This is a genomic window from Pseudomonas sp. FSL W5-0203, assembly GCF_001896155.1.
GTDB lineage: Bacteria > Pseudomonadota > Gammaproteobacteria > Pseudomonadales > Pseudomonadaceae > Aquipseudomonas > Aquipseudomonas paracarnis.
Genome location: NZ_MPOR01000004.1, coordinates 10,698 through 28,214, shown reverse-complemented (window position 1 = coordinate 28,214; position 17,517 = coordinate 10,698). Strand labels below are relative to the sequence as shown.

Below are 17,517 nucleotides of genomic sequence, written 5' to 3'. Positions count from 1 at the left end.
TCAGAAGATCTCCTTGACAGTCAGACCACGCTTGGCAGCGATGGACTCAGGAGATTGCATAGCCTTCAGACCCTTGAAAGTGGCGTGAACCACGTTTACCGGGTTAGTCGAGCCATAGCACTTGGCCAGAACGTTCTGAACGCCAGCAACTTCGAGGACAGCACGCATAGCGCCGCCAGCGATGATACCGGTACCTTCAGAAGCAGGCTGCATGTACACCTTCGAAGCGCCGTGAGCGGACTTCATTGCGTACTGCAGAGTGGTGCCGTTCAGATCAACTTGGATCATGTTGCGACGAGCAGCTTCCATTGCCTTCTGGATCGCGGCAGGCACTTCACGTGACTTGCCACGGCCGAAGCCAACACGCCCTTTACCATCACCCACCACGGTCAACGCGGTGAAAGTGAAGATACGGCCGCCTTTAACGGTTTTGGCTACGCGGTTAACTTGAACCAGCTTCTCAATGTAGCCTTCGTCGCGCTTTTGGTCGTTATTTGACATAACTTAGAACTCCAGCCCAGCTTCACGAGCAGCATCAGCCAGCGCTTTCACGCGGCCGTGGTACTTGAAGCCAGAGCGGTCGAAAGCCACTTGCGAGACGCCAGCGGCCTTAGCACGCGTAGCGACCAGCTGGCCAACCTTTGTGGCCGCGTCGATGTTGCCAGTGGCACCATCACGCAGTTCTTTATCCAAAGTCGAGGCGCTTGCCAGGACTTTGTTGCCGTCGGCCGAGATGACCTGGGCGTAGATGTGCTGCGACGAGCGGAACACGCAGAGACGCACGACTTCGAGTTCGTGCATTTTCAGGCGTGCTTTGCGAGCGCGACGCAGTCGAGTAACTTTTTTGTCGGTCATTTGCTATGCCCTACTTCTTCTTGGCTTCTTTACGACGGACGACTTCGTCCGCGTAGCGCACACCTTTGCCTTTGTACGGCTCTGGTGGGCGGAAGTCGCGGATCTCAGCGGCCACTTGACCTACCAGCTGCTTGTCGATGCCCTTGATCAGGATATCGGTCTGGCTAGGAGTCTCAGCAGTGATGCCCGCTGGCAGTTCGTAATCCACTGGGTGCGAGAAGCCAAGGGCAAGGTTCAAAACCGTGCCTTTTGCTTGCGCTTTGTAACCAACACCGACCAGCTGGAGCTTACGCTCGAAGCCTTGGCTTACGCCTTGGACCATGTTGTTTACCAACGCACGCGTGGTACCGGCCATTGCGCGAGTTTGTTGATCGCCATTGCGAGCAGCGAAACGCAGCTCACCAGCTTCTTCAACGATCTCAACGGACGAATGGATGTTCAGTTCAAGAGTACCCTTGGCACCCTTCACCGAAAGCTGTTGGCCTGCGAATTTGACTTCGACACCGGCTGGCAGCTTAACGGGGTTCTTAGCGACGCGAGACATGCTTATCCCCCCTTAGAACACAGTGCAAAGAACTTCGCCGCCGACACCGGCAGCGCGCGCAGCACGATCCGTCATCACACCTTTGTTGGTGGAGACGATAGACACGCCCAGACCGCCACGAACTTTCGGCAGATCTTCAGCGGACTTGTACTGACGCAGGCCTGGACGGCTAACGCGCTTCACTTCCTCGATGACCGAACGGCCTTCGAAGTACTTCAGCTCGATGGACAGCAGTGGTTTGATTTCGCTGCTGATCTGATAACCCGCAATGTAGCCTTCGTCTTTCAGGACTTTGGCAACAGCTACCTTCAACTTGGAAGATGGCATGCTTACGACGGACTTTTCAGCCATCTGGGCATTACGGATACGAGTTAGCATGTCCGCTAACGGGTCCTGCATACTCATGGGCTAGACGCTCCTAATACAAAAAAATTAGCCTTGCGGCTACATATGTCGCCGAGAATCTCCGAGCACAAAAAACACGGGCTCAGGCGAGCCGCGTATTTTAGACATACTCCAGAAATGAAACAAGCCCCAAAAGGGGCTTGATCCAGATTCAAGGTCACCGGCGGTCAGTATCTTGCGATTCCGACCACCTGGACGTTGAAAGTACTTACCAGCTGGCTTTAACCAGACCTGGTACGTCACCACGCATTGCCGCTTCACGCAGTTTGTTACGGCCGAGGCCGAACTTGCGGTAAACGCCGTGTGGACGACCGGTCAGGCGGCAGCGGTTACGCATGCGCGAAGCGCTTGCGTCACGTGGCTGCTTCTGCAGAGCAACTGTAGCTTCCCAACGCGCTTCTGGACTTGCGTTCAGATCAACGATGATTGCTTTCAGTGCTGCACGCTTCTTGGCGTACTTGGCAACCGTGAGCTGACGCTTCAGCTCGCGGTTTTTCATGCTCATCTTGGCCATGGTCCTACTCCAATCAGTTGCGGAACGGGAATTTGAACGCACGCAGCAGAGCGCGGCCTTCATCATCGTTCTTGGCAGTGGTGGTCAGGGTGATGTCCAGACCGCGGAGAGCATCGATCTTGTCGTAGTCGATTTCCGGGAAGATGATCTGCTCTTTCACGCCCATGCTGTAGTTACCACGACCATCGAAGGACTTGGCATTCAGGCCGCGGAAGTCGCGGACCCGAGGCAGGGAGATCGACAGCAGACGATCCAGGAATTCGTACATACGCTCACGGCGCAGAGTCACTTTGACGCCGATCGGCCAACCTTCACGGACTTTAAAGCCAGCGATGGATTTCCGAGCGTAAGTCACAACGACTTTTTGACCGGTGATCTTTTCCAGGTCAGCAACAGCGTGCTCGATGACTTTTTTGTCGCCGATCGCTTCGCCCAGACCCATGTTCAGGGTGATTTTGGTGACGCGCGGAACTTCCATCACGTTCCCGAGCTTAAGTTCTTCCTTAAGCTTAGGGGCGATTTCCTTCCGGTAAATCTCTTGTAGTCGTGCCATGGTCTAATCTACCTAGCAGTGTTCAAGCATCAACCGCTTTTTGGGTCGACTTGAAGACACGAATTTTCTTACCGTCTTCTACTTTGAAACCAACGCGGTCAGCCTTGTTGGTTTCGCCGTTGAAGATGGCGACGTTAGAAGCGTCCAGCGGAGCTTCTTTCTCGACGATACCGCCCTGCACGCCCGACATCGGGTTAGGCTTGGTATGACGCTTGACCAGGTTCAGACCACCGATAACCAGACGGTTATTGGCGAGAACCTTAAGCACCTTACCGCGCTTACCTTTGTCTTTGCCGGCGATCACGATGATCTCGTCGTCACGACGAATCTTTTGCATGTCGGATCTCCTTACAGCACTTCTGGGGCGAGCGAGACGATCTTCATGAACTTCTCAGTACGAAGTTCACGGGTCACTGGCCCAAAGATACGGGTGCCGATCGGCTCTTGCTTGTTGTTCAGAAGAACAGCAGCGTTGCCATCAAAGCGGATAATGGAGCCATCAGCACGACGTACGCCGTGACGAGTGCGGACTACAACAGCAGTCATCACTTGGCCTTTTTTCACCTTACCGCGAGGAATTGCTTCCTTCACGGTAACTTTGATGATGTCACCGATACCAGCGTAACGACGATGGGAGCCACCCAGCACCTTGATGCACATAACACGGCGAGCGCCGCTGTTATCGGCCACATCGAGCATGGATTGAGTCTGAATCATATAATTTCTCCGACCCCTAGTCCTTAGACTTCCACAGCGCGTTCGAGAACATCAACCAGTGCCCAAGACTTGGTCTTGGCCATCGGACGAGTTTCACGAATAGTGACCTTGTCGCCGATGTGGCACTGATTGGTTTCGTCGTGCGCGTGCAGCTTAGTCGAACGCTTAACATATTTACCGTAGATCGGGTGCTTAACGCGACGCTCGATCAAAACGGTGATGGTTTTGTCCATCTTGTCGCTGACAACACGGCCAGTCAGCGTACGGACAGTCTTTTCGGCTTCAGCCATGATCACTTACCTGCCTGCTGGTTGAGCACAGTCTTCACGCGAGCGATGTCACGCTTAACTTGCGAGAGCAGATGAGACTGCCCCAACTGGCCAGTTGCTTTCTGCATACGCAGATTGAACTGGTCGCGCAGCAGGCCGAGCAGTTGCTCGTTCAGCTGCTGTGCGGATTTTTCACGAAGTTCATTCGCTTTCATCACATCACCGTCCGTTTAACAAAGGAGGTGGCGAGCGGCAGCTTTGCAGCAGCCAGGGCGAAAGCCTCACGCGCCAGCTCTTCAGAAACACCCTCGATTTCATACAGGACTTTGCCTGGCTGAATCTGGGCTACCCAGTATTCCACGTTACCCTTACCTTTACCCATCCGAACCTCGAGAGGCTTTTTGGAGATCGGCTTGTCCGGGAATACACGGATCCAGATCTTGCCGCCACGTTTTACGTGACGGGTCAGAGCACGACGCGCTGACTCGATCTGACGAGCGGTGAGACGACCACGAGCTACAGACTTCAGCGCGAACTCGCCGAAGCTGACTTTGCTACCGCGCTGAGCCAGACCACGGTTGTGGCCTGTCATCTGCTTGCGGAACTTCGTACGCTTAGGTTGCAACATTTGGCGTACCCCTTACTTAGCAGCTTTTTTACGAGGCGCTGGTGCTTGTGGTTTCAGTTCTTCTTGGCGACCACCAATTACTTCGCCTTTGAAGATCCAAACCTTTACACCGATCACACCGTAAGTGGTGTGAGCTTCGTAGTTGGCATAGTCGATGTCGGCACGCAGGGTGTGCAGTGGCACACGACCTTCGCGATACCATTCAGTACGTGCGATTTCAGCACCGCCGAGACGACCGCTCACTTGGATTTTGATGCCTTTGGCACCAATGCGCATGGCGTTCTGTACGGCGCGCTTCATAGCGCGACGGAACATTACGCGACGCTCCAGCTGCTGAGCTACGCTCTGCGCAACCAGCATACCGTCGAGCTCCGGCTTGCGGATCTCTTCGATATTGATGTGCACAGGCACACCCATTTGCTTGGTCAGGTCCTGACGCAGTTTCTCAACATCTTCACCTTTCTTCCCGATAACGATACCTGGACGAGCGGTGTGGATGGTGATACGTGCAGTTTGGGCCGGACGATGGATATCGATACGGCTTACGGACGCGCTTTTTAGTTTGTCTTGGAGATACTCACGCACCTTCAGATCAGCGAACAAGTAGTCCGCATAAGTCCGACCGTCTGCGTACCAGACGGAGGTGTGCTCCTTGACGATTCCCAGGCGAATGCCAATGGGATGTACTTTCTGACCCATCTCTTCGACTCCGTTACTTGTCAGCAACCTTGACAGTGATATGGCAAGACCGCTTGACGATGCGATCAGCACGGCCTTTGGCACGTGGCATGATGCGCTTCAGCGAACGCCCTTCGTTGACGAAAACGGTGCTGACCTTCAGGTCATCAACGTCTGCGCCTTCGTTATGCTCGGCGTTGGCTACGGCCGACTCCAGCACTTTCTTCATGATCTCGGCGGCTTTCTTACTGCTGAAAGCCAACAGGTTGAGCGCTTCGCCCACCTTCTTCCCGCGGATCTGGTCGGCGACCAAGCGGGCTTTCTGGGCGGAGATTCGAGCGCCCGACAACTTAGCGGCTACTTCCATTTCCTAACCCCTTAACGCTTGGCTTTCTTGTCTGCCACGTGCCCACGATAAGTGCGGGTACCGGCAAACTCGCCCAGTTTGTGGCCGACCATGTCTTCGTTAACGAGAACTGGGACGTGTTGACGACCGTTGTGTACTGCGATGGTCAGACCGACCATTTGTGGCAGGATCATCGAACGACGCGACCAGGTCTTAACTGGTTTGCGATCGTTCTTTTCCGCCGCCACTTCGATCTTCTTCAGTAGGTGAAGATCAATAAAAGGACCTTTTTTCAGAGAACGTGGCACTGTCGTATCCCTCTATTTACTTGCGACGACGGACGATCATTTTGTCGGTACGCTTATTACCACGAGTCTTCGCGCCCTTAGTCGGGAAGCCCCATGGCGATACCGGATGACGACCACCAGAGGTACGACCTTCACCACCACCGTGTGGGTGGTCAACCGGGTTCATGGCAACACCACGAACGGTTGGGCGAACGCCACGCCAGCGTTTGGCACCAGCTTTACCCAACGAACGCAGGCTGTGCTCGGAGTTCGAGACTTCGCCCAGGGTCGCACGGCATTCAGCCAGTACTTTACGCATCTCACCAGAACGCAGACGCAGGGTCACGTAGACACCTTCACGAGCGATCAGCTGAGCCGAAGCACCAGCGGAACGAGCGATTTGCGCGCCTTTACCTGGCTTCAATTCGATGCCGTGTACGGTGCTACCAACTGGAATGTTACGCAGTTGCAGAGCATTGCCCGGCTTGATCGGTGCCAAAGCACCTGCGATCAGCTGGTCGCCAGCACTTACGCCTTTAGGGGCGATGATGTAGCGACGCTCGCCATCTGCGTACAGCAGCAGAGCGATGTGAGCAGTACGGTTTGGATCGTATTCAATACGCTCGACAGTGGCAGCGATGCCATCTTTGTCGTTGCGACGGAAATCGACCAGACGATAATGCTGCTTATGGCCACCACCGATGTGACGAGTGGTAATGCGACCATTGTTGTTACGACCACCAGACTTCGATTTTTTCTCGAGCAGCGGTGCGTGAGGAGCGCCTTTATGCAGCTCCTGGTTGACCACCTTGACCACAAAACGGCGGCCAGGGGAAGTCGGTTTGCATTTAACGATTGCCATGATGCACCCCTTCCTTACTCAGCACTGCTGCTGAAATCGAGATCTTGGCCTGGCTGAAGGGAGATAACTGCCTTCTTCCAGTCATTACGCTTGCCCAGACCGCGAGCAGTGCGCTTGCTCTTACCCAGAACATTCAGGGTAGTAACACGCTCTACTTTCACGCTGAACAGGCTTTCGACGGCCTTCTTGATTTCCAGCTTGGTTGCGTCAGTTGCAACCTTGAAAACGAACTGGCCTTTCTTGTCAGCCAGAACCGTAGCCTTTTCGGAAACGTGCGGGCCAAGCAGAACTTTAAATACGCGTTCCTGGTTCATCCCAGCAGCTCCTCGAATTTCTTCACGGCCGACACGGTGATCAACACCTTGTCGTATGCGATCAGACTAACTGGATCGGAACCTTGCACGTCACGTACATCAACGTGTGGCAGGTTGCGAGCAGCCAGGTACAGGTTCTGATCAACAGCTTCAGACACGATCAAAACATCGGTCAGGCTCATGTTGTTCAGTTTGCCCAGCAGATCTTTGGTTTTTGGACTTTCAACAGCGAAGTCCTGAACCACGACCAGACGATCAGTACGCACGAGTTCAGCAAGGATGGAGCGCAGAGCTGCGCGGTACATCTTCTTGTTGAGCTTCTGAGAGTGATCCTGTGGACGAGCTGCGAAAGTGGTACCGCCGCCACGCCAGATTGGGCTACGGATAGTACCGGCACGAGCACGGCCAGTGCCTTTCTGACGCCAAGGGCGCTTACCGCCACCACGTACGTCGGAACGGGTCTTTTGCTGCTTGCTACCTTGACGGCCGCCGGCCATGTAGGCCACGACTGCTTGGTGAACGAGCGTCTCGTTGAATTCGCCGCCAAATGTCAGTTCGGAAACTTCGATCGCTTGAGCGTCATTTACATTTAATTGCATGTCAGCTTCCCCTTAACCGCGAGCCTTGGCCGCTGGACGTACAACCAGGTTGCCGCCAGTAGCGCCAGGAACAGCACCCTTGACCAACAACAGATTGCGTTCAGCGTCGACGCGCACTACTTCGAGGGACTGCACGGTCACGCGCTCAGCGCCCATATGACCGGACATTTTTTTGCCCTTGAATACACGACCAGGAGTCTGGCACTGGCCAATAGAGCCCGGGACGCGGTGGGAAACGGAGTTACCGTGAGTGTTGTCTTGACCACGGAAATTCCAACGCTTGATCGTACCCTGGAAGCCTTTACCCTTGGACTGACCGGTTACATCAACCAGTTGACCAGCGGCGAAGATTTCAGCGTTGATCAGATCGCCAGCCTGGTAGTCGCCGTCTTCAAGACGGAACTCCATAACAGTACGACCAGCTGCAACGTTTGCTTTAGCGAAGTGACCTGCTTGAGCAGCAGTCACGCGCGAAGCACGACGCTCGCCGACAGTGACTTGCACTGCACGATAGCCATCGGTTTCTTCAGTTTTGAACTGGGTGACGCGATTCGGTTCGATCTCAATGACCGTGACCGGAATGGAGACACCTTCTTCGGTGAAAATACGGGTCATACCGCATTTACGACCGACTACACCAATAGTCATGTTGTAAACCTCATGAGTGTACGGGGCTTTCACCCGCTATGGCCGCCCATTTCAGAGCGTTACACGACTAAGACCCAAGTCTTAGCCGAGGCTGATCTGTACTTCCACACCGGCCGCCAGATCGAGCTTCATAAGTGCATCAACGGTTTTATCCGTTGGCTGGACGATGTCCAGTACGCGCTTATGAGTACGGATCTCGTACTGGTCACGCGCGTCTTTGTTGACGTGCGGGGAGACCAGAACGGTGAACCGCTCTTTACGGGTAGGCAGTGGAATTGGACCACGCACTTGAGCACCAGTACGTTTCGCGGTTTCCACGATTTCCTGGGTGGATTGGTCGATCAGGCGATGGTCAAAAGCCTTCAACCTGATACGGATTTGCTGATTTTGCATTGGATTTCAGACTCCGGCTGCTATTCCCACCGGGCGCAATACGCCCGTTAAAAGGAGGCGCAATTCTATAGACGCCCTAGATAGGTGTCAACCCAATAAAAAAGGCCCCCGCTAAGCGGGGGCCTTCTCAAAACATCAAAGCTCACTCGAAAGAGAGATTACTCGATGATTTTAGCTACAACGCCAGCACCAACGGTACGGCCGCCTTCACGGATTGCGAAGCGCAGACCGTCTTCCATTGCGATGGTTTTGATCAGGGTAACAGTCATTTGAATGTTGTCACCTGGCATTACCATTTCAACGCCTTCTGGCAATTCGCAGTTACCGGTCACGTCAGTAGTACGGAAGTAGAACTGTGGACGGTAGCCTTTGAAGAACGGAGTATGACGGCCGCCTTCTTCTTTGCTCAGAACGTAAACTTCTGCGGTGAACTTGGTGTGCGGCTTGACCGAACCTGGCTTAACCAGAACCTGGCCACGCTCAACGTCGTCACGCTTGGTACCACGCAGCAGAACGCCGCAGTTCTCGCCAGCACGACCTTCGTCGAGCAGTTTGCGGAACATTTCAACACCGGTGCAGGTGGTGACAGTAGTGTCACGCAGACCAACGATTTCCAGTGGATCCTGAACGCGAACGATACCGCGCTCGATACGACCAGTCACAACAGTACCGCGACCAGAGATCGAGAATACGTCTTCGATTGGCATCAGGAACGGCTTGTCGGTCAGACGAACTGGTTCTGGGATGTAGCTGTCCAGAGTTTCAACCAGTTTACGAACGGCAGTGGTGCCCATTTCGTTTTCGTCATTGCCTTCCAGAGCCATACGAGCAGAACCGATGATGATCGGAGTGTCGTCACCTGGGAAGTCGTAAGTGCTCAGCAGATCGCGCACTTCCATCTCAACCAGTTCCAGCAGCTCAGCGTCGTCTACCAGGTCAGCCTTGTTCAGGAAAACCACGATGTACGGAACGCCAACCTGGCGGGACAGCAGGATGTGCTCACGGGTTTGTGGCATCGGACCATCAGCGGCCGAGCAAACCAGGATCGCGCCGTCCATCTGGGCAGCACCAGTGATCATGTTCTTCACATAGTCAGCGTGACCTGGGCAGTCAACGTGAGCGTAGTGACGAATAGTCGAGTTGTACTCAACGTGCGCGGTGTTGATGGTGATACCACGAGCTTTTTCTTCTGGTGCGCTGTCGATCTTGTCGAAGTCAACACGAGCCGAACCGAAAACTTCGGAGCAGACGCGAGTCAGAGCAGCGGTCAGAGTGGTTTTACCGTGGTCAACGTGGCCGATGGTGCCAACGTTTACGTGCGGTAGGGAACGATCAAATTTTTCTTTAGCCACGACAATTAACTCCTTGCCTAAAGGACTGAATCAGCCTTGTTTTTTGGATACAGTTTCAGCGATGTGCGCCGGAGCTGTGTTGTATTTTTTGAATTCCATAGAGTAGCTTGCGCGACCCTGGGACATGGAGCGAACGTCGGTCGCATAACCGAACATCTCACCCAACGGAACCTCGGCGCGAATCACTTTGCCGGAAACCGTGTCTTCCATACCCAAGATCATGCCGCGACGACGGTTAAGGTCGCCCATGACATCACCCATATAGTCTTCAGGTGTAACAACTTCTACCGCCATGATTGGCTCAAGCAACTCACCACCGCCCTTCTGGGCCAGTTGCTTGGTTGCCATGGAAGCAGCCACCTTAAACGCCATCTCGTTGGAGTCGACGTCGTGGTAAGAACCGTCAAAAACGGTTGCTTTCAGGCCGATCAGCGGATAGCCGGCAACAACACCGTTCTTCATCTGCTCTTCGATACCCTTCTGGATAGCAGGGATGTATTCCTTAGGAACAACACCACCTACTACTTCGTTCACGAATTGCAGACCTTCCTGACCTTCGTCAGCAGGAGCAAAACGGATCCAGCAGTGACCGAACTGACCACGACCGCCGGATTGACGAACGAACTTGCCTTCGATTTCGCAGTTCTTCGTGATGCGCTCACGATAGGAAACCTGAGGCTTACCGATGTTGGCTTCGACGTTGAACTCACGGCGCATCCGGTCAACCAGGATGTCCAGGTGCAGCTCGCCCATGCCAGAGATGATCGTTTGACCAGTCTCTTCATCAGTTTTGACGCGGAAAGATGGATCTTCCTGAGCAAGCTTGCCCAGAGCGATACCCATTTTTTCCTGGTCATCCTTGGTTTTAGGCTCTACGGCAACCGAGATAACCGGCTCCGGGAAGTCCATGCGAACCAGGATGATTGGCTTGGCAGCGTCGCACAAAGTTTCACCAGTGGTGACGTCCTTCATGCCGATCAGGGCCGCGATGTCACCAGCGCGCACTTCCTTGATCTCTTCACGGGCGTTTGCGTGCATTTGCACCATACGACCCACGCGCTCTTTCTTGCCTTTAACCGAGTTGATCACGCCGTCGCCGGAGGCCAACACGCCCGAGTAAACGCGGACGAAGGTCAAAGTACCCACGAATGGGTCAGTAGCGATCTTGAACGCCAGAGCCGAGAACGGCTCGTTGTCGTCAGCATGACGCTCCATCTCTTCTTCCTCGTTATCAGGGTTGGAACCCTTGATAGCAGGAATGTCGGTTGGAGCAGGCAGGTAGTCGATAACGGCGTCGAGAACCAGGGGAACACCCTTGTTCTTGAACGAGGAACCGCAAACAGCCAAGACGATCTCACCAGCGATAGTACGCTGACGCAGAGCGGCCTTGATTTCCACGTTGGTGAGTTCTTCACCTTCGAGGTATTTGTTCATCAGCTCTTCGCTGGCTTCGGCTGCAGCCTCAACCATGTTGTTGCGCCACTCGTCAGCCAGCTCCTGAAGCTCTTCAGGGATAGGCTTGCGAACAGGAACCATACCTTTGTCGGAATCATTCCAGTAAACAGCTTCCATGTTGATCAGATCGATCTGACCCTGGAAGTTGTCTTCGGAACCGATAGCCAACTGGATAGGCACCGGAGTGTGACCCAGACGCTGCTTGATCTGACCAATCACACGCAGGAAGTTGGCACCAGCACGGTCCATCTTGTTTACATAAACAAGACGTGGAACGCCGTACTTGTTGGCCTGACGCCATACGGTTTCCGACTGAGGCTCAACACCCGAGGTGCCGCAGAACACAACGACAGCGCCGTCGAGTACGCGCAGGGAACGTTCAACTTCAATGGTGAAGTCTACGTGGCCCGGGGTATCGATTACGTTGAAGCGATGCTCATCTTTGTACTGCTTCTCGGAACCCTTCCAGAAGGCGGTAATAGCAGCAGAAGTAATGGTAATACCACGCTCCTGCTCCTGAACCATCCAGTCTGTGGTCGCGGCGCCGTCATGCACCTCGCCCATTTTGTGACTTTTGCCGGTGTAAAACAGTACGCGCTCGGTGGTGGTGGTTTTACCAGCATCCACGTGAGCGACGATACCGATGTTACGGTAGCGGCTAATCGGAGTAGTACGAGCCATAAAGCCCTCGCAAAATTAGTGAAGCTAAAATTAGAAGCGGTAGTGCGAGAAAGCTTTGTTGGCTTCAGCCATACGGTGCACGTCTTCACGCTTCTTAACAGCAGCACCTTTACCTTCAGCAGCGTCCAACAGTTCGCCGGCCAAACGCAGAGCCATAGACTTCTCGCCGCGCTTACGGGCGAAGTCTACCAACCAGCGCATTGCCAGAGCGTTACGACGGGACGGGCGAACTTCAACCGGAACCTGGTAAGTAGCACCGCCTACACGGCGCGACTTCACTTCGACCAGCGGAGCGATGGCGTCGAGAGCTTTCTCGAAGATTTCCAGGGGGTCGCTGTTCTTGCGTTCTTTAACCTTTTCCAGCGCGCCATAAACGATACGCTCGGCAACGGCTTTCTTGCCGCTTTCCATCACGTGGTTCATGAACTTGGCCAGGATTTGGCTTCCGTATTTTGGATCGTCAAGCACTTCGCGCTTGGCTGCTACGCGTCTTCTTGGCATGGATAAGCCCTCAAACGGTCTTCAGGTTCGCTCGGAATCGGTGCCCTTTCGGGACGCCTCCGACCTTACTCTTATCGACTCAGAAAATAAGATGATTCAGGTTTACAAAAAGCCGCTACTACTTAGGCTTCTTGGTACCGTACTTCGAACGACCCTGGTTACGACCTTTAACGCCGGAAGTATCCAAGGAACCGCGTACGGTGTGATAACGAACACCTGGCAAGTCTTTTACACGACCGCCGCGGATCAGTACCACGCTGTGCTCTTGCAGGTTGTGGCCTTCACCGCCGATGTACGAGGAAACCTCGAAACCGTTGGTCAGACGCACACGGCATACTTTACGCAGTGCCGAGTTAGGTTTTTTCGGCGTGGTGGTATACACACGGGTGCATACGCCACGACGTTGCGGGCAGTTCTGCAGCGCAGGTACGTCGGATTTCTCGACGATACGCTTACGCGGCTGACGTACCAGCTGGTTGATAGTTGCCATCTACTAGCTCCACTGTTGTCTTGCGACGCTATTGTCTTGCAAGAAAAGCAAAATGGCAGGAACGAATTCCCGCCAAATTTAGGGGTACAAGAGTCTAAAGAGGATCTTGTCCCCAGTCAAGGCAAGGCCCCGACCTCCCCTCGCGTCGAACCGGGGCAAAAATGCCTCGATCCGACGAACGGGAGTGTCAGGGCCCAGACTCATCTATCGCAGAACTCAGTTACCGCTTGAGTTCAGCGCTTCGGTCAGTGCAGCTTCCACTTCACTGGCGCTTACGCGCAGCGGCTTGTCAGCATCACGGCGACGCTTACGCTCGCTGTGATAAGCCAAACCGGTACCTGCCGGGATCAGACGACCCACGACTACGTTTTCTTTCAGGCCGCGCAGGTAATCGCGCTTGCCGGTTACCGCTGCTTCCGTCAGTACGCGAGTGGTCTCCTGGAAGGAGGCCGCCGAGATGAACGACTCAGTGGACAACGACGCCTTAGTGATACCCAGCAACACGCGAGTGAACTTGGAGACAAATTTCTCTTCGTTCGCCAGGCGCTCGTTTTCTACCAGTACGTGAGTCAGTTCCATCTGGTCGCCCTTGATGAAACTGGAATCGCCGGATTCAGCGATTTCAACTTTACGCAGCATCTGACGCAGGATGGTCTCGATGTGCTTGTCGTTGATCTTCACGCCTTGCAGACGGTAAACGTCCTGGATCTCGTTAACGATGTACTTGGCCAGCGCACTCACACCCAGCAGACGCAGGATGTCGTGTGGATCGCTCGGGCCGTCGGAGATAACTTCGCCGCGGTTTACCTGTTCGCCTTCGAACACGTTCAGGTGACGCCACTTCGGAATCAGCTCTTCATACGGATCGCTACCGTCGTTCGGGGTAATAACCAGACGGCGCTTGCCTTTGGTTTCTTTACCGAACGCGATGGTGCCGCTGACTTCAGCCAGAATCGACGCTTCTTTCGGACGACGAGCTTCGAACAAGTCGGCAACACGCGGCAGACCACCGGTGATGTCACGGGTCTTCGAAGTTTCTTGCGGGATACGCGCGATAACATCACCGATCGCGATCTTCGCACCATCCGCTACACCGACCAGGGCGTTGGCTGGCAGGAAGTACTGAGCGATTACGTCAGTGCCTGGCAGCAACAGATCCTTGCCGTTGTCATCGACCATCTTCACGGCAGGACGGATGTCCTTACCAGCAGCTGGACGATCTTTGGCGTCGAGTACTTCAATGTTGGTCATACCGGTCAATTCGTCAGTCTGACGCTTGATCGTGATGCCTTCTTCCATGCCCACGTAGGTCACGGTACCTTTCATTTCGGTAACGATTGGGTGAGTGTGCGGATCCCACTTGGCCACGATTGCGCCAGCGTCGACCTTGTCACCTTCTTTAACCGAAATCACAGCACCGTACGGCAGCTTGTAACGCTCACGCTCACGACCGTAGTCATCAGCGATGGCCAGCTCACCGGAACGGGACACAGCAACCAGGTGACCATCCACTCGCTCAACGTGCTTGAGGTTATGCAGGCGGACGGTACCGCCATTCTTCACCTGAACGCTGTCGGCTGCGGAGGTCCGGCTTGCCGCACCACCGATGTGGAACGTACGCATGGTCAGCTGGGTACCCGGCTCACCGATGGACTGGGCAGCGATAACGCCGACCGCTTCACCGATGTTCACCTGGTGACCACGAGCCAAGTCACGGCCATAGCACTTGGCGCAGATGCCGTAGCGGGTTTCGCAGCTGATCGGCGAGCGAACGATCACTTCGTCGATGCTGTTGAGTTCGATGAACTCGACCCACTTCTCGTCAACCAGGGTGCCGGCAGGAACGATAACTTCCTCGGTACCTGGCTTGAATACGTCACGGGCAATAACACGACCCAATACGCGCTCACCCAGCGGCTCTACAACGTCACCGCCTTCAATGTGCGGCGTCATCAGCAGGCCGTGCTCGGTGCCGCAATCGATTTCGGTTACAACCAGATCTTGTGCAACGTCTACCAGACGACGAGTCAGGTAACCGGAGTTAGCGGTTTTCAACGCGGTATCCGCAAGACCCTTACGAGCACCGTGAGTGGAGATGAAGTACTGAAGTACGCTCAAACCTTCACGGAAGTTCGCAGTGATCGGCGTTTCGATGATGGAACCGTCCGGCTTGGCCATCAGGCCACGCATACCGGCGAGCTGACGGATCTGCGCAGCAGAACCCCGTGCGCCCGAGTCGGCCATCATGTACATCGAGTTGAAAGACTCTTGATCGACTTCGACGCCATGACGGTCGATGACTTTCTCTTTCGAGAGGTTGGCCATCATCGCCTTGGACACTTCGTCGTTGGCCTTGGACCAAAGGTCGATCACTTTGTTGTACTTCTCGCCCTGGGTTACCAGGCCGGAGGCGTACTGGCTCTCGATCTCTTTCACTTCGTCAGTGGCAGCACTGATGATGCGGGCTTTTTCATCCGGGATAACGAAGTCGTTAACGCCGATGGAAACGCCGGAGATAGTCGAGTAAGCGAAACCTGTGTACATCAACTGGTCAGCGAAGATAACGGTCTCTTTCAAACCAACCACGCGGTAGCACTGGTTGATCAGCTTGGAGATCGCCTTTTTCTTCATCGGCAGGTTGACGACGTCGTACGACAGACCTTTTGGCACAACCTGGTACAACAGCGCACGGCCGACAGTGGTGTCGACGATACGGGTGTTGCTCACGCTGCCGCCGTCACGGTCGTTGACGGTTTCGTGGATCCGCACCTTGACCTTGGCGTGCAGTGCGGCTTCGCCGGCACGGAACACACGGTCAACTTCCTGCAGGTCAGCAAACACACGACCTTCGCCTTTGGCGTTGATCGCTTCACGAGTCATGTAGTACAGACCCAATACAACGTCCTGCGACGGAACGATGATTGGCTCACCGTTGGCTGGCGACAGAATGTTGTTGGTCGACATCATCAACGCACGCGCTTCCAACTGGGCTTCCAGTGTCAGCGGTACGTGCACGGCCATTTGGTCGCCGTCGAAGTCGGCGTTGTACGCGGCACAGACCAGAGGGTGCAGCTGGATAGCCTTACCTTCGATCAGCACCGGTTCAAACGCCTGGATACCCAGACGGTGAAGGGTCGGTGCACGGTTGAGGAGAACCGGGTGTTCGCGAATCACTTCAGCGAGAACGTCCCAAACCTCTGGCAGTTCGCGCTCGACCATTTTCTTGGCCGCTTTGATGGTGGTCGCGAGACCGCGCATTTCCAGCTTGCCGAAGATGAACGGCTTGAACAGCTCGAGTGCCATCTTCTTAGGCAGACCGCACTGGTGCAGACGCAGGGTCGGGCCTACAGTAATTACCGAACGACCGGAGTAGTCAACACGCTTACCGAGCAAGTTCTGACGGAAACGACCTTGCTTACCCTTGATCATGTCAGCCAGGGATTTCAGAGGACGCTTGTTCGAACCGGTGATAGCGCGGCCACGACGACCGTTGTCGAGCAGGGCATCGACCGCTTCTTGCAACATACGCTTTTCGTTGCGCACGATGATGTCCGGAGCGGACAGATCAAGCAGGCGCTTCAAGCGGTTGTTACGGTTGATCACGCGGCGGTACAGGTCGTTGAGGTCGGACGTCGCGAAACGACCACCGTCCAACGGTACCAGCGGACGCAGGTCTGGCGGCAGAACCGGCAGAACGGTCAGCACCATCCACTCTGGCAGGTTGCCGGAACCCTGGAAGGCTTCCATCAACTTCAGACGCTTGGACAGCTTCTTGATCTTGGTTTCGGAGTTGGTTTGCGGAATCTCTTCACGCAGACGACCAATCTCGTGCTCCAGGTCGATAGCGTGCAGCAGTTCGCGGACAGCTTCGGCACCCATGCGGGCATCGAAATCGTCGCCGAACTCTTCCAGCGCTTCGAAGTACTGCTCGTCGTTCAGCAGCTGACCTTTTTCAAGGGTGGTCATGCCTGGATCGATAACGACATAGCTCTCGAAGTAGAGAACGCGTTCGATATCACGCAAGGTCATGTCCATCAGCAAGCCGATACGGGACGGCAGCGATTTCAGGAACCAGATGTGGGCAACCGGCGAAGCCAGTTCGATGTGCGCCATGCGCTCACGACGAACCTTGGCCAGCGCAACTTCAACGCCGCACTTCTCGCAGATCACACCACGGTGCTTCAAGCGCTTGTACTTACCGCACAGGCACTCGTAATCCTTTACCGGGCCAAAGATCTTGGCGCAGAACAGGCCGTCACGCTCAGGTTTGAACGTACGGTAGTTGATGGTTTCCGGCTTTTTAACTTCACCGAACGACCACGAACGGATCATCTCAGGCGATGCCAACCCAATACGGATGGCGTCGAACTCTTCGACTTGACCCTGGTTTTTCAGCAAATTCAGTAGGTCTTTCAAGGCCTTTCCT

At 54.8% G+C, this 17,517-nt stretch carries 24 protein-coding genes; all 24 read right to left on the bottom strand.

From position 1 onward, the window contains the following. The 24 genes from rpsE to rpoC all read right to left on the bottom strand — a co-directional run bounded on the left by rpsE (position 1) and on the right by rpoC (position 17,507). A complete protein-coding gene (gene rpsE / locus BOP96_RS05485) occupies positions 1–501 on the bottom strand; it encodes a 30S ribosomal protein S5 (RefSeq protein ID WP_003176409.1) in 501 nt (166 codons plus the stop codon). Between the two features lie 3 nt (positions 502–504). Then, on the bottom strand, positions 505–855 hold the full coding sequence (gene rplR, locus BOP96_RS05480) for a 50S ribosomal protein L18 (protein ID WP_003186037.1): 351 nt from the start codon (positions 853–855) through the stop codon (positions 505–507). A 10-nt stretch (positions 856–865) separates the two neighbouring features. Beyond that, positions 866–1,399: a 50S ribosomal protein L6 gene (gene rplF / locus BOP96_RS05475; protein WP_003194640.1), complete on the bottom strand. Its 534-nt coding sequence runs from the start codon at positions 1,397–1,399 to the stop codon at positions 866–868. 12 nt (positions 1,400–1,411) lie between these two features. Beyond that, positions 1,412–1,804 (bottom strand): 30S ribosomal protein S8, encoded by a 393-nt coding sequence (gene rpsH / locus BOP96_RS05470; protein ID WP_003176413.1) that lies wholly within the window; start codon positions 1,802–1,804, stop codon positions 1,412–1,414. A gap of 208 nt (positions 1,805–2,012) precedes the next feature. After that, complete coding sequence (gene rpsN / locus BOP96_RS05465; RefSeq protein WP_003176414.1) at positions 2,013–2,318, bottom strand: 30S ribosomal protein S14; 306 nt, start codon at positions 2,316–2,318, stop codon at positions 2,013–2,015. A gap of 13 nt (positions 2,319–2,331) precedes the next feature. Continuing rightward, the gene (rplE, locus tag BOP96_RS05460) at positions 2,332–2,871 is read right to left on the bottom strand and encodes a 50S ribosomal protein L5 (protein WP_003194642.1); all 540 of its coding nucleotides are present in this window, start codon (positions 2,869–2,871) and stop codon (positions 2,332–2,334) included. Positions 2,872–2,893: 22 nt separating this feature from the next. Next, positions 2,894–3,208, bottom strand: a complete 315-nt coding sequence (gene rplX / locus BOP96_RS05455; protein WP_003176416.1) for a 50S ribosomal protein L24 — start codon at positions 3,206–3,208, stop codon at positions 2,894–2,896. Positions 3,209–3,219: 11 nt separating this feature from the next. Beyond that, positions 3,220–3,588, bottom strand: coding sequence for a 50S ribosomal protein L14 (rplN, locus tag BOP96_RS05450; RefSeq protein ID WP_002555479.1), 369 nt, complete (start codon positions 3,586–3,588; stop codon positions 3,220–3,222). A 23-nt stretch (positions 3,589–3,611) separates the two neighbouring features. Beyond that, positions 3,612–3,878: a 30S ribosomal protein S17 gene (rpsQ, locus tag BOP96_RS05445; RefSeq protein ID WP_003194644.1), complete on the bottom strand. Its 267-nt coding sequence runs from the start codon at positions 3,876–3,878 to the stop codon at positions 3,612–3,614. A gap of 2 nt (positions 3,879–3,880) precedes the next feature. Continuing rightward, positions 3,881–4,072 (bottom strand): 50S ribosomal protein L29, encoded by a 192-nt coding sequence (gene rpmC, locus BOP96_RS05440; RefSeq protein ID WP_002555481.1) that lies wholly within the window; start codon positions 4,070–4,072, stop codon positions 3,881–3,883. Beyond that, positions 4,072–4,485 carry a 50S ribosomal protein L16 gene (rplP, locus tag BOP96_RS05435; RefSeq protein WP_003176421.1) on the bottom strand — a complete coding sequence of 138 codons (414 nt, stop codon included), beginning with the start codon at positions 4,483–4,485 and terminating at the stop codon, positions 4,072–4,074. The genes rpmC and rplP overlap by 1 nt, the downstream gene beginning before the upstream one ends. Before the next feature lie 12 nt (positions 4,486–4,497). Beyond that, positions 4,498–5,184: a 30S ribosomal protein S3 gene (gene rpsC, locus BOP96_RS05430; RefSeq protein ID WP_003176422.1), complete on the bottom strand. Its 687-nt coding sequence runs from the start codon at positions 5,182–5,184 to the stop codon at positions 4,498–4,500. Between the two features lie 13 nt (positions 5,185–5,197). After that, a complete protein-coding gene (rplV, locus tag BOP96_RS05425) occupies positions 5,198–5,530 on the bottom strand; it encodes a 50S ribosomal protein L22 (protein ID WP_003103908.1) in 333 nt (110 codons plus the stop codon). Between the two features lie 11 nt (positions 5,531–5,541). Continuing rightward, on the bottom strand, positions 5,542–5,817 hold the full coding sequence (gene rpsS / locus BOP96_RS05420; protein ID WP_002555486.1) for a 30S ribosomal protein S19: 276 nt from the start codon (positions 5,815–5,817) through the stop codon (positions 5,542–5,544). A gap of 16 nt (positions 5,818–5,833) precedes the next feature. Beyond that, on the bottom strand, positions 5,834–6,658 hold the full coding sequence (gene rplB / locus BOP96_RS05415; RefSeq protein WP_003186055.1) for a 50S ribosomal protein L2: 825 nt from the start codon (positions 6,656–6,658) through the stop codon (positions 5,834–5,836). A 14-nt stretch (positions 6,659–6,672) separates the two neighbouring features. Then, the gene (gene rplW / locus BOP96_RS05410) at positions 6,673–6,972 is read right to left on the bottom strand and encodes a 50S ribosomal protein L23 (RefSeq protein ID WP_002555488.1); all 300 of its coding nucleotides are present in this window, start codon (positions 6,970–6,972) and stop codon (positions 6,673–6,675) included. Continuing rightward, on the bottom strand, positions 6,969–7,571 hold the full coding sequence (gene rplD, locus BOP96_RS05405) for a 50S ribosomal protein L4 (protein ID WP_003176424.1): 603 nt from the start codon (positions 7,569–7,571) through the stop codon (positions 6,969–6,971). Before rplD ends, rplW begins: the two co-directional genes overlap by 4 nt. A gap of 12 nt (positions 7,572–7,583) precedes the next feature. Then, on the bottom strand, positions 7,584–8,219 hold the full coding sequence (rplC, locus tag BOP96_RS05400) for a 50S ribosomal protein L3 (RefSeq protein ID WP_003194649.1): 636 nt from the start codon (positions 8,217–8,219) through the stop codon (positions 7,584–7,586). 81 nt (positions 8,220–8,300) lie between these two features. Continuing rightward, positions 8,301–8,612 carry a 30S ribosomal protein S10 gene (rpsJ, locus tag BOP96_RS05395; protein ID WP_003186070.1) on the bottom strand — a complete coding sequence of 104 codons (312 nt, stop codon included), beginning with the start codon at positions 8,610–8,612 and terminating at the stop codon, positions 8,301–8,303. A 158-nt stretch (positions 8,613–8,770) separates the two neighbouring features. Further along, positions 8,771–9,964 carry an elongation factor Tu gene (gene tuf / locus BOP96_RS05390; protein ID WP_005791980.1) on the bottom strand — a complete coding sequence of 398 codons (1,194 nt, stop codon included), beginning with the start codon at positions 9,962–9,964 and terminating at the stop codon, positions 8,771–8,773. Between the two features lie 30 nt (positions 9,965–9,994). Then, positions 9,995–12,100 carry an elongation factor G gene (gene fusA / locus BOP96_RS05385; protein WP_003194651.1) on the bottom strand — a complete coding sequence of 702 codons (2,106 nt, stop codon included), beginning with the start codon at positions 12,098–12,100 and terminating at the stop codon, positions 9,995–9,997. Between the two features lie 30 nt (positions 12,101–12,130). Further along, a complete protein-coding gene (gene rpsG, locus BOP96_RS05380) occupies positions 12,131–12,601 on the bottom strand; it encodes a 30S ribosomal protein S7 (RefSeq protein ID WP_002555493.1) in 471 nt (156 codons plus the stop codon). 118 nt (positions 12,602–12,719) lie between these two features. Then, positions 12,720–13,091, bottom strand: coding sequence for a 30S ribosomal protein S12 (rpsL, locus tag BOP96_RS05375; protein WP_002555494.1), 372 nt, complete (start codon positions 13,089–13,091; stop codon positions 12,720–12,722). A 216-nt stretch (positions 13,092–13,307) separates the two neighbouring features. After that, positions 13,308–17,507, bottom strand: a complete 4,200-nt coding sequence (gene rpoC, locus BOP96_RS05370; RefSeq protein ID WP_019819137.1) for a DNA-directed RNA polymerase subunit beta' — start codon at positions 17,505–17,507, stop codon at positions 13,308–13,310. Positions 17,508–17,517: the final 10 nt, after the last annotated feature.